Origin of the sequence: Paracraurococcus lichenis, from assembly GCF_030657435.1 — a bacterium.
In the GTDB taxonomy this organism is placed as follows: Bacteria; Pseudomonadota; Alphaproteobacteria; order Acetobacterales; family Acetobacteraceae; genus Paracraurococcus; species Paracraurococcus lichenis.
On record NZ_JAUTWS010000111.1, the window covers coordinates 1 to 11,185 of the forward strand.

Consider the following 11,185-nt stretch of genomic DNA (forward strand, 5'->3'; position numbering starts at 1 on the left):
CCCCGCCGGGCCGTGCTCGGCGAAGCGCTTGCAGATGTCGAAAACCCCGGTCTGGGTCAGCCCGACCTGGGCTGCGATCGCGGCATAGGTCTGCCCCGCCTGACGCAGCCCGATCACCTGACGCCGGCGCTCCTCTTGCGCCGCCGGCGTCAGGCTCCGCATGTCCACGTGCTTCATGATGTCAGCTATTTGGGTACAGCAGCCGCGGCCTTCAAGAACACCACCGCCGGCTCAATAACCGGGACGGCTCGGTTACGCTGCCGACGCGCGCCGACCCGGCGCTCGTGAAGGCGCTGGCGCGGGCGTTCCGTTACCAGCGGCTACTGGACGAGGGCCGGTACGCCAGTATCAGCGAGGTGGCGGCGGCGGAGAGGACCGAACGCGGCTATCTCGGGACGCTGCTGCGGCTGACGCTGCTGGCGCCGGACCTCGTCGAGGCGATCCTGGATGGGCGAATGCCTCGCGGCTTGGACCTACCGCAGCAGTTGGAGCCGATCCCGATGGAATGGCCGGTACAGCACGATGCGGTTGCGAACGCAGGAAGTCGGCTTCCTGGTAGCCAACAGCACACCGGTAGACCGGCGTAGCCGGGTGAAGGCCAGCCCGAGAGAGGCGCTGCGCCCGCTGGCAGGTGCAGGCGATCCAGCCTCGAGAGATTGAGCTTCAGCCCAACCCCTGCTGCGGCAGGATCAGGAACTTCTCCCCCGTAGCCCGCCGACAATAGGCTCGCATGGTCTGCAGCTGCAGCGCCTCGGCTAGGGAGACTTCGGCGGTGTAGTGGCTGGCGAAGGTGGTCTTCAGCTCGGCGGCGACGCGGGCGCGCAGCCGTGCCTCCGTTGCCGCGCCCAACTTCTTGAGCGCGGGCATCAGAAGCCAGCCGCCCAGCCCCCAGGCGAAGCCGATCGGCCCGCGCTCGAAGGTGGTGGGCCCGGTGTCCAGCCGGCCATAGAGGTAGACCTGCTTGTGCCGATCCGAGCCGTAGTGGTTGTAGCCGCTGGCGGTCTGCCGTGCCGCCGCCTCCATCGCAGCCAGGATCTGCCCGGCCATCGGCCCGCCACCCACGGCGTCGAAGCCCAGGGTGGCGCCGGTCTCCGCCAGGACCGCGGTCAGCGCCGCGGTGAAATCCGGTGCGCTGCTGTCCACGATATGGCGGGCACCCTGGCCGCGCAGCAGCGCCGCCAGCTGTGGGCTGCGCACGATGTTCACCAGGCCGATGCCGTCCGCCAGACAGATGCGGTTCAACATCTGGCCGAGGTTGGAGGCCGCGGCGGTGTGTACGAGGGCCGTGTGACCCTCTTGGCGCATGGTCTCGACGAAGCCCAGCGCCGTCATGGGATTGACGTACCAGGAGGCGCCGTCGCGCGGCGTCGTCCCCGCGGGCAGCACCAGGCAGTCTGCCGCCTTGGCGCGGCGGTACTGCGCCCACATCGCCCCGCCGAACACCGCGACTTGTTGCCCGAGCAGATGCGCGGCCTCGGCACCGGCGCGCACCACGGTGCCTGCGCCTTCATTGCCCACGGGCAGTGAGGTATCGAGCCGGGCGGCGATGGTCGGCAGCGCCGCCGCCGGCACCTGCGCGCGCACCACCGGCCGTGCCGCCGTCCCGACGAACTCGGCCGTGTCGAGCGCGGCCGGGCCGAGCAGGACGCCGATGTCCGAGGGATTGATCGGCGTCGCCTCGACCCGCACGACGATCTCGTCGGCGGCCGGTTCGGGCACCGCCGCCTCCTGCAGGGAGAGCTCCAGCACGCCGTCCCCGCTGATGCGCGAGCGCAGCTCCAGCCCGTGCAGTCCGTTGCCGTCCATGTCGCCTCCCCGGTGGTGCGCCTATGGTCCCGACCACTGCGGCCGGACCTTCAGTAGGTGCCGGTCTTCACCGGCTGCGGCGCGGGCGCCGTCGCTGCCTCGCCCGTCAGCATCGCCCGCATGCCCGCGCCGTTGGTGCGCCACCAGTTGTAGAGGATCCGCACGTCCCAGCCGATGCAGAAGTGCTTCACCCCCATCTCCAGGTAGGGCTTCGCGCCAGCGATATCCGCCAGTTCCACGCGCGGATGCTTGCCCATCCGCAGCGCCGTCTCGATGGTCCTGCGTTCGGCCTTCACCACGTCGGGGTGCGAGCGCTGGCCGGTCAGCCCGAGGCCCATCGAGTAGTCGGAGGATCCGAACTGCACCATGTCGATGCCCGGGACCGACAGGATCGCCTCCAGGTCCTCCACGCATTCGCGCTTCTCGACCATGATGGCGATCACCACCTCGTTCAGAGCATCGACATAGGCCGGCGACCCGCCCTCCAGCACCGTGCCGACATCGCGCCGCATGCCGACGCCGAGCCGGCCGCCGGTGCCCGGCGTCTCGGCGCGCACCGCGGCGACGCAGGCCTCGGCATCCGCCACCGTCCGGATATCGGCAAAGAGCACGCTCTGGAACCCCGAGCCGATCGCCCGCATCGCCTGGTGCGTGTACTGCTTCTGTTCGACCTTGATCATGCCGCCGAGGTTCTTCAGCTCGAAGGCGCGGCCGAGATTGTCGAGGTCATGCATGGTGAACGGCGCATACTCGGCAGTGAACTCGACATAGTCGTAGTTCTCGGCGTCACCGATCAGTTCCACAAGGGTGGGCCAGCTGGACAGGATGTGCGTGCCGATCGTCGGCTCCCCGGCATCCAGCTTCTGGCGCAGGCGGTTGGGGCGCATGATGTCGTTTCCTCCGGCGAGCGGGCTGGCGTGCAGGAGTGTTGTCCGACAAGGACGTGCGTGCAACCTGAGCGACGCCGGCTGGCGGCGGATCTCGTCGAGCCTATCCTGGACGGGCGGGAGCCCGAGGGACTGAGGTTGGCGCCGGCCGTAAGCCGCTTGTGTGGACGAGGGCCGGTCGACAACGATGCCAGTGCCAAGGGGGGCACCGTCAAGTTGTTGGCCCAGGGCGGACGCAGTTGGTTGGCGGAGGGCGACGCAGTAGCGGAATTCGGGCCGTGGCGGCAATCCCGCTGATGTCGGCCCACACCTTGAACGCACCCGCCCTTGCAGCTCGATATTTACTGGAGCTGACGTGGTCGCGGCGGAGATGGAAGAGGTTGGTGATCTGGTCTTGGACGGAGAGGAAACGCTGTGCCCGCCGCCCTGACTTGAAGCGCTTCATCTGCCGCTCCCTATGTCGCGTCGGCTGGTGCGAATTCTCGGCCCGATTGTTCGGGCCCTTGTGCTGGCGATGCTCGACACCGGGCATCGCCTCCCGCTTTGCCGCCCCGTAGCTCGGGAGCTTGTCGGTGATCATGACACGCGTCGCCCGGCATTGCCGCTTCAGCAGTTTGCGCAGCAGGCGCTTGGCGGCTCGCTTGTCGCGCCGGCTCTGCACCAGCACGTCGAGCACCATCCCGGTCTGATCCACAGCACGCCAGAGCCAGTGCTTCACCCCAGCAATCTTGATGACGACCTCATCCAGATGCCACTTGTCCCCGGCGCGGGGCAGCCTCCGCCGGATTCCGTTGGCGAACTCCTGGCCGAACTTGAACGCCCACTGCCGCACGGTCGCGTGGCTGACGATGATGTCGCGAGCCGCCAGCATTTCCTCGACCATGCGCAGGCCGAGCGGGAAGCGGTGGCCGGCATAGGGGCACTTGGCGGCAGGCGGGCTCATTCCGGTCGTCTATCGGACCGGGGTCAGCCCGCCAAGCCCGCTCAACTTGACGGTGCCAGTGCTAGACCATCCCAAGCCCTATGGTGTCGATCAGGCCACCACCAGAACCTCGACAGGAGAAAGCTCATGCGAGGTCTCACTACGCTTCCGGGCCACCCGGCCCTGCGGCGATCCACTCGCTCCGTGGAAGGCGATCACGCCGACGCTGCACGCCACTATGCCGACCGCAACGGCGCGGGCCAGCGCCATCGAGCGGCGGTCATGCGGTGCCTCCCAGCACCTCGGTAGCCTGCGCCAGGGCGACGGCTATGCGGTTGCGGGCGCAGCGTGCCTCCACGGCGTGCAGCCGCGCCGCGTCAGTGCCGGGCGCGCTGGCGGCGAGCTTGCGCAGCGGCTCCAGCACCGGCCAGGGCGGCAGTGGCAGTGCCGGGTCATGCACGAAGCGGTCGCCGCAGGTGTAGTCCAGTGGGACGAGCGCGCGGGAGGCGCGCATCAGTGCGCGGTCCGCATGCGGCCCAGCAGCCGCCGCGCGCAGCGCCTCCACCTGCGCCAGCAGCCCGTCCAGCGGCACACCGTTCACGGTGCAGCCGGGCGCCACCTTCGCCAACTCCGCCGCCAGCCCGGCCGCCTGCGCGGCATGGTCGATCGGTAGAACATCCTCCGTCAGCAGCCGTGCGATCGCGTGCACATAGACCTGCGTATCGCGCGCAAGATTCGCCGGGTCGATCTTGTCGATCAGGTCGTCCGGCGTGTGCCACCACCAGCCGAGGCTGTTCCGCATCTTCACCGCGCCAGGGGGCTGCTCGCTGAACGTCGAGAACAGCGAAGGGATGCCGATGCCCCAGAACGACTGGTCGGCATTGCGGCCCATGCGGCGGCCGGCATGCGCGGCGCTCGTCTCCGCCTGCAGCGCCTCCGCGGCCAACGCTGCGAGCTCCGCCGCGGCGGGCGCCTCCGCCAGCACGCTTGCGCCCACGCCACCGGTGCTATCCACGTTCACGTGCACGGCGCAGCGGCGGTCCAGCTCCGAGAAATGCTCGTCGGCATACCAGGCAGAGCCGGAATAGCGTCCCTGCGAATGGCCCGACCAGAAGCAGAGGCGGAGGCCACGCTTCCAGGTGTCGCGCCGCGTGGCGCAGAGCCGCGCCACCTCCAGCATCGTCATGTTGGCGGCGCCGTTGTCCATCACACCCTGGTACCAGGTGTCGTGATGACCGGAGAACAGGATGAAGGGCGCCTCCGGCCCGGCGCCGGGGGCATCGAGCTCCGCGACCAGGATGGGGGTGCGGCGCCAGCCCGTGTCCACCTCGGCGTGCAACACCACGCGCGGCACCTCGCCGCGCCCCAACCTCCCGCGCAGCGCCATGCCGTCGGCTTGGGCGACGGTGCAGGCGACGGTCGTGGGCAGTTCCGCCAGCGTCACCGGCGAGGGGCTGCCCCAGACCGGCGAGATGCACATTTCGTGCAGGTGCTCGTGCGGGCTGATATGGAGCTGCCCCGTGGCGCCGGCGCGCGCGGCGCGGGCGGCGACCGCCGGGCTGGCAATGCCCTCGGCCAGCAGGATGCAGCCGGTAACGTCGCCGGCGCGGGCGAAGTCGGCTTCCGTCCCCGCGCCCACATCCACCAGCCGTCCAGCGGTGCCTTCGGGCGGAGAGGCGCGCGACATGGAATGCGTCAGCGCGGACAGCGGCGGGAGGTCATCCACCAGTACCCGTGCCGCGCCCGGCAGGCTGATAAAGGCATCGTGCTCCAGCCAGGTGGTGCGGAAGCCGTAGCCATCCAGCAGGCCGCGGATTTGGCGCAGGCTCTCCGCCTCCTCCGGTGTGCCGCTCAGCTTCGTCCAGCCGGCGATGGCCGTCAGGTTGCGCATCATCAGCGCGGCATCCACCTGCGCCGCGAGCTCCCGCGGCGTCATGCCACGGGCTCCGGCGAGAGCGCCCCCAGCTCCTCGGCCAGCGCCGCGCCGATCTCCCGCCGGCCCTCCTGGATGGCGCCGATGAGTTCGACGAGCCTGTCCGCCATCGGTGTCGGGATGCCGTGCCGCCGCGCCGCGGCGCGCACGGGTGCGAGTTGCGCCGCTACATCGGTAGGGCGCTTGCGCACCGCCAGGTCCCGCCAGATGCCGCTGTGCGACTTGGCCGAGGCCCGGTTGTAGGCCTCAAGCCGGTCGAGGCTCGCGCGGATGCCTGCCGCGTCGCCACGTGCGAAAGCCACCGGGTGGAAGCCGTCGAAGCCGATCGGCGTCACGCCCTCCGCCGCCGCGACACGCAGGATCTCCCGCGCGATTCCGATAACCAGCGTCCGCCGCGCCGGGTCGGCGATGAAGTCGGCGATCGGATCGTTGGTCAGGGCGGAGGATTTCAGGATGCCGCCATAGGCGGCCTTGCCCCAGAGATAGCCGAAGATGTTGTCCGAGAGCACCGCCTCGGGCTCGAACAGCCGCAGCATGGCGTGCAGCGCCTCGATCCGCGGGGTGCGGCTGCCATCCAGCTCGCCGACCACGACCGCGCCGCGGTTGCCGTACATGATCCGGCCGGGGCCGTGATAGTCGGCACCGAAATTGACAAAGGCGCCGATGGTGCGCGATCGCCCAAGGATCTCCGCGATGACCAGTTCGTTCAGCCCGTTCTGGCAGGAGACGACGGCGCCGTCCTCCGCCAGGAAGGGCGCGAGCGTACGCGTCGCCGCCTCGGTATGGTGCGCCTTCACCGCCAGCAGGATCAGGCGATGGCGGCCCGTCATGCGGTCGGGTGTGACGGCTGTGGCGGGAACGGTGAATTGCGCGACCGGGCCTTCGATCGTCAGGCCGTTCGCGTTCATGGCGGCGACATGCTCGGCCACCACATCCACAAACAGCACCTTGCGGCCGGCGCGGGTCAGGTAGGCGCCGATCGTACCGCCGATCGCCCCGGCGCCCCAGATCACCACCGGCTCTTCCGCCATCGCACGCATCCCTCGATATCTCGGCGCGGCAGATTGCCACTCGCCCGGACGGGTGCAAACATCCTGCCGTGCTGCGGAGCACCATGCGCATGGATCTCGACTTCTCCGGCCAGACCATCGTCGTCACCGGCGCTGCAACCGGCTTCGGCCGCGCCATCGCGCGCAGCTTCGCGGCACGCGGCGCGTCCGTCTTTGCCGGCGACAAGGACGCGGCAGGGCTGACGGAAACCGCCGGTGCTTCCGCGGCCATCCACCCGCGCGTGCTGGACCTGACCGATCGCGCCGCAGCCACTGCCTGGATCGGCGAGGTGGAGCGCGAGGCCGGGGGCGCTGTTTCCGTGCTGGTGAACAATGCCGGCGGCGTGCTGGGCCGCGACTTTCATCCGGTCGAGGAAGCGCCCTTCGAGGACTGGGACGCCATCCTCGCGGTCAACCTCTCAGCCGCCTTCACCCTGACCCGTGCCGCGGCCGGGACGATGAAGCGCGCGGGGCGCGGGCGCATTGTGAACATCAGCTCCGGCGCGGGCCTGCGCGCCTCCCGCACCGGGATCCAGGCCTATACCAGCGCCAAGCACGCCATGATCGGCCTCACCCGCCAGCTCGCGCAGGAACTCGGGCCGCACGGCATCACGGTGAATGCCGTCGCGCCCGGCCTCTTTCCCGTCTCTCCCGGCACCAGGACGCAGTGGGAGGGCTACGGCCCCGAGGGCCAGCGCCGGGTCATCGAGGGCATCGCGCTGCGCCGGATGGGCGAGGCACAGGACATCGCCAATGCCGTGCTGTTCTTCGCCTCCGACCTCGCCGGCTTCGTCAGCGGCCAGGTGCTGCCGGTGAATGGCGGGTCCTTCTGATGCAGCGGGAAGAACGCGCATGAGAGAGAAGATCGCCCGCCGGACCCTGCTGCGCCTCGCCGGCAGCACGCTGCTGGCCGCCCCCGCCCTGTCGTGGGCGCAGTCCGGCCCCTGGCCGAACCGGCCGATCAAGGTGGTGGTGCCCTTCGCCGGCGGCGGCGGCACGGACGTGACCATGCGGCTGCTGGCGCCGAAGCTCAGCGAGATCCTCGGCCAGCCCATCGTCATCGAGAACCGGCCGGGCGGCGGCAGCACCGTAGGCACCGACTTTGTCGCGAAGTCGGCACCGGACGGCTACAGCTTCGTGCTCGCCACGCTGTCCTCGACCGGCATCGCCGCCAGCCTCTATGCCAGCCTGCCCTACGACCCGGCAAAGGACCTAGCGGCGATCGCACCCACGGTCTTCATCCCGATCGCTCTCGGCATCACCCAGCGCGGCTGGCCGGTCAGGACGCTGGAGGAGTTCACCGCCGCGCTGAAGGCGAAGCCGGACGGCTATTCCTACGGCAGCAGCGGCATCGGTACGACCGGCCACATCGCCAGCGCCAACTTCCTGCGCGTCGTCGGCGCCAGGGCGATCCACGTGCCCTATCGCGGTGGCGGACAGAGCTTCACCGCGCTGGTGACGGGGGAGGTGCAGTTCACCCACGACATCCCCTCCCTGCTGAAGCCGTTTCACGAGGCGGGGACGTCCCGCGTGCTCTTCACCAACCATCCGGAGCGCTGGCGGTCGCTGCCCGATGTGCCGACGGCGGCCGAGCTCGGGCTGCCGGACTACAAGGCCTATTCCTGGTACGGCCTCTTCGGCCCCGCCGGCGTGCCACACCCGATCCAGGAGAAGCTGGCAGCCGCGGTGGACCAGGCGCTGGCCGACCCGGCTATTGCCACGCGGCTCGAGGAACTGAACACACCCGCCATGCGCGGATGGAACCCGGAGCGCTTCGCCCGCTACGTGGTGGAGGAGATCGAGACCTGGGCGCCACTCGTCCGCGCCTCAGGTGCGCGCGTTGAATGACGGTGCGAATCAGGCCTCAGGCGACTGCTGCAACGGCTTTGTTTCGCGCCATTAGGCAATTTGTCGGCTGAGGTGGCGCTGGTGCGATGCGGGACTGGCGGAACTCGAGCAGGAGAGGGACTGCGTGGCGCAGGGCTCCGCCGCCCAGTGTCAGGCGCCTCGGCGTGACGATCGCACCGGGGCGACCGGGGCCCTACAGCCCAACCAGCCCCGCCGGGCTTTCGCCGACCAGCTTGGCGCGGCGGACATAGCCGCGCATGGTGCGGATGTCGCGGTGGCGGCTGTGTTCCATGATGGCCTCGTCCCGCACCCCGGCCCCATAGGCCTCGGTGATGAAGCCCGCCCGCAGCCCGTGCAGCGACAGTCGCTCGAGCCCGGCGGCCTTGATCCCGGCCAGCGCCAGCCGCCGCGCCAGGATCTTCGGCAGCGCATAGGGGTGCAGGGCGGCGGTCTCGAGGTTGCCCCAGCGGTCGATCTTGCGGAACACCGGGCCGTAGCGGCAGTCGCTGGCCTGCAGCCAGGCCTCCAGCGCGCGCACCGGGCAGGTCTCCGTCGTCTTGCCACGTGGGATGCCAAGTTCGGCCCCCCTGCCCTGCTGGTCGGTCTTGCCGCGCGGGATCAGCAGCCGCAGCCCTTCCGGCGTCATGGTCAGGTGCTCGCGCTCGACCGCGACCAGCTCGCTCCGCCGCAGCGCCGCGGCGAAGCCCAGCAGCAGCAGGGCGCGGTCGCGCGTGCCCGTGAGGCCGTCGGTGCAGGTGGCGACCCGCTTGCGGATCTCGACGGTGCCGATCGCCGCGGCGCGGCGCTGTGGCGTGCCGTGGCGGCGGGCGATGCCGGCCAGGGTGTCGCCGATCGCCGGGTGCGAGCCGGCCCAGGGCAGGCCGGCCATGCGGTGGGCGCGGCCGATGGCGGCGAGGCGGCGGCGCAGCGTCGATCCGGCATGGGTGGCAGCGATGGCGGCGAGGTAGGCCGCGACGGTGACCGGCGTGGCCGGCAGGGCGGCAACGCCCCTGCCCGCGCACCAGGCTTCGAAGCCGGCCCAGTCCGCGGCGTAGGCGGCCAGCGTCGCCGGCGACAGGGCCTGGCGGGCATAGGTGGCGGCGCGGGCGACCTCGGCGTCGGGAAGCAGGGCGAGTTCGGACATGGCACGATTCCAGCAGCTTGCGCCGATTGGGGCAACTCCGAAACAGGCTCCGGAAGCGCGGTTATGGAGTGTGAAGCGCTCGCGAGCGCGTTTGGCGCGTGCCCTGCTGGATGGCCAAGCGGCGTTCCTGAGGCGCCCGGGCCGAGGATGTGCCCTTCAGCCTGTCCCGCGTCCCGATATCCCTCCCCCTCTGGGTGTTCAAAGTGCCCTCCAGCGCCCCCGAAGCAGGCGAGTGGCTGTCCAGAGCGGAGCCCGTCCAGTTATTCAGGCACCCGGAAGGACCGGTTTTCGGCGTTAGGTCATACTTAACCAACCGCCTCGCCGCCTCTCACCTCCGTTCCGGCAGTCAGCAGAACGTCGCCGGATGGCGCTGGTGGGCTACGCCCGGGTGAGCACCGAGAACCAGGCCACCGTGCGCCAGTTCGACGAACTGTGCGCGCCGCCGGCTGCCGCGAGGTGGCCGAGGAACACGCCTCCGGTGGTGACCGCGACCGGCCGGTGCTGGCGCGCACCCTCGCCTGCTTCCAGCTGGGCGACACCCTCATGGTGGTCTCCCTCGACCGGCTGGCCCGCTCGCTATCGCACCTGCTCGAGGTGATCCTGGGCGTACAGGTCCTCGGCTCCGCCGCGCAACTCGAGCGCGCTCTGATCCGCGAACGCAACCACAGCGGCATGCGTGCCGCCGCCACCCGCGGTAGCCAGCCGAGCAACCCGGGCCTGCGGGCCGGCACCCGGCCGCCTACCTCGCCCAGTTGGTCGCCTGCCCCGATGCCTAGCTGCCGGCCGTGCAGCGGCAGCGGGCGGACGGCCGCGCCCGGGACGATGTCGTCCGCTACCTCGATGCCCGCCACGCCGCGGGCACGCCGCCCTGGACCACCGAACGCCTGGTCCGGGCGTTGCGGCGGATGGTGGCTGAGGGCATGGCCGAGCCAGCGCTGCTCGCCCCGGTCCGGCCGGCATCAAGCCCCCTGCCCTGCTGCCGCCTCGCTCCGATTAGGAGCGATCTCGTGCAGTCGACCTGCATGGGGACCTATCCCATCCGTTGCTGGCCATACTGCGAGCGCGCCGCTCCCTTTGCCATGCCGTCCTACCCGCCCCCATTCGGTTCCGAGCAGACCGGTCAGCTTCCCGCATCCCAGGGACAGGTTGTCGGTCGTGCGTGGGCCCGACGCTCCGGCGACACCTTGCAGTCGTTCACCCGCTGCTCGTCGCTGGTCTTGTCGCTGAGGCGCTCCTTGGCCGTCTTTGGCACATAGGGCGTTGCGGGAGGGGCCGGCGCGGGCTCGGCCGCTCCCGTTCGTCCGAGGGCAGCGCAGCTAAACAGAACCGCGAGAACGACAGACCGCATGGCGTTCCTCCCTGATGAATGCCTCATGCACCGTGTGGGGCACGGCTGCATTCCGGTTCTTGCTGTGGCGGCTCAGGCCATCGAGCAGCCCCGCCTTGCCTGCGGCACCGGATCGTCGGCCACACCCGAACTCGGCCACTCTGAGAGGCAGCATGGCCGGCGCCTCCCTTTAACCTGGTAACCCGCGTACTACCCGCGGCAACCCACTGGGAGCCCGTCCTGGAGAAGCCGGTCAACGATCCACCCAC

At 70.3% G+C, this 11,185-nt stretch carries 10 protein-coding genes and 1 pseudogene; 4 read left to right on the forward strand and 7 right to left on the reverse strand.

What is annotated here, in order from left to right:
• Positions 1–177 (reverse strand): helix-turn-helix domain-containing protein (locus Q7A36_RS35530; protein ID WP_305108543.1); only part of this gene is annotated, 177 nt, incomplete at its 3' end.
• Positions 178–284: 107 nt separating this feature from the next.
• Between Q7A36_RS35530 and Q7A36_RS35535 the strand changes: the two genes are divergently transcribed.
• Positions 285–587 carry a hypothetical protein gene (locus Q7A36_RS35535; RefSeq protein WP_305108535.1) on the forward strand — a complete coding sequence of 101 codons (303 nt, stop codon included), beginning with the start codon at positions 285–287 and terminating at the stop codon, positions 585–587.
• 76 nt (positions 588–663) lie between these two features.
• Here Q7A36_RS35535 and Q7A36_RS35540 read toward each other — a convergent pair whose 3' ends face one another.
• The 5 genes and pseudogenes from Q7A36_RS35540 to Q7A36_RS35560 form a co-directional block, all read right to left on the reverse strand.
• Positions 664–1,806, reverse strand: a complete 1,143-nt coding sequence (locus tag Q7A36_RS35540) for a zinc-binding dehydrogenase (RefSeq protein ID WP_305108536.1) — start codon at positions 1,804–1,806, stop codon at positions 664–666.
• Between the two features lie 50 nt (positions 1,807–1,856).
• Positions 1,857–2,693, reverse strand: coding sequence for an HpcH/HpaI aldolase family protein (locus Q7A36_RS35545; protein ID WP_305108537.1), 837 nt, complete (start codon positions 2,691–2,693; stop codon positions 1,857–1,859).
• A gap of 211 nt (positions 2,694–2,904) precedes the next feature.
• Positions 2,905–3,597: pseudogene (locus tag Q7A36_RS35550) on the reverse strand (IS6 family transposase); the annotation flags it as partial.
• Positions 3,598–3,895: 298 nt separating this feature from the next.
• Positions 3,896–5,551 carry a M28 family metallopeptidase gene (locus tag Q7A36_RS35555; RefSeq protein WP_305108538.1) on the reverse strand — a complete coding sequence of 552 codons (1,656 nt, stop codon included), beginning with the start codon at positions 5,549–5,551 and terminating at the stop codon, positions 3,896–3,898.
• Positions 5,548–6,579 carry a ketopantoate reductase family protein gene (locus Q7A36_RS35560; protein ID WP_305108539.1) on the reverse strand — a complete coding sequence of 344 codons (1,032 nt, stop codon included), beginning with the start codon at positions 6,577–6,579 and terminating at the stop codon, positions 5,548–5,550. Before Q7A36_RS35560 ends, Q7A36_RS35555 begins: the two co-directional genes overlap by 4 nt.
• 89 nt (positions 6,580–6,668) lie before the next feature.
• Between Q7A36_RS35560 and Q7A36_RS35565 the strand changes: the two genes are divergently transcribed.
• Positions 6,669–7,430 (forward strand): SDR family NAD(P)-dependent oxidoreductase, encoded by a 762-nt coding sequence (locus Q7A36_RS35565; protein WP_305108540.1) that lies wholly within the window; start codon positions 6,669–6,671, stop codon positions 7,428–7,430.
• Between the two features lie 19 nt (positions 7,431–7,449).
• Positions 7,450–8,445, forward strand: coding sequence for a Bug family tripartite tricarboxylate transporter substrate binding protein (locus tag Q7A36_RS35570; RefSeq protein ID WP_305108541.1), 996 nt, complete (start codon positions 7,450–7,452; stop codon positions 8,443–8,445).
• 193 nt (positions 8,446–8,638) lie between these two features.
• Here Q7A36_RS35570 and Q7A36_RS35575 read toward each other — a convergent pair whose 3' ends face one another.
• Positions 8,639–9,589 carry a tyrosine-type recombinase/integrase gene (locus tag Q7A36_RS35575; protein ID WP_305108542.1) on the reverse strand — a complete coding sequence of 317 codons (951 nt, stop codon included), beginning with the start codon at positions 9,587–9,589 and terminating at the stop codon, positions 8,639–8,641.
• A gap of 456 nt (positions 9,590–10,045) precedes the next feature.
• Between Q7A36_RS35575 and Q7A36_RS41840 the strand changes: the two genes are divergently transcribed.
• Entirely contained in the window at positions 10,046–10,816 is a 771-nt protein-coding gene (locus tag Q7A36_RS41840; RefSeq protein ID WP_408903907.1) for a recombinase family protein, read from the forward strand.
• The last annotated feature ends 369 nt before the right edge of the window (positions 10,817–11,185 follow it).

What these genes read in the sequence shown, in the direction of transcription:
- Q7A36_RS35545 (WP_305108537.1), bottom strand. Translation starts at nt 2,693, where the DNA reads ATGCGCCCCAACCGCCTGCGCCAGAAGCTGGATGCCGGGGAGCCGACG.
- Q7A36_RS35570 (WP_305108541.1), top strand. Translation starts at nt 7,450, where the DNA reads ATGAGAGAGAAGATCGCCCGCCGGACCCTGCTGCGCCTCGCCGGCAGC.
- Q7A36_RS35575 (WP_305108542.1), bottom strand. Translation starts at nt 9,589, where the DNA reads ATGTCCGAACTCGCCCTGCTTCCCGACGCCGAGGTCGCCCGCGCCGCC.
- Q7A36_RS35560 (WP_305108539.1), bottom strand. Translation starts at nt 6,579, where the DNA reads ATGGCGGAAGAGCCGGTGGTGATCTGGGGCGCCGGGGCGATCGGCGGT.
- Q7A36_RS35555 (WP_305108538.1), bottom strand. Translation starts at nt 5,551, where the DNA reads ATGACGCCGCGGGAGCTCGCGGCGCAGGTGGATGCCGCGCTGATGATG.
- Q7A36_RS35540 (WP_305108536.1), bottom strand. Translation starts at nt 1,806, where the DNA reads ATGGACGGCAACGGACTGCACGGGCTGGAGCTGCGCTCGCGCATCAGC.
- Q7A36_RS35565 (WP_305108540.1), top strand. Translation starts at nt 6,669, where the DNA reads ATGGATCTCGACTTCTCCGGCCAGACCATCGTCGTCACCGGCGCTGCA.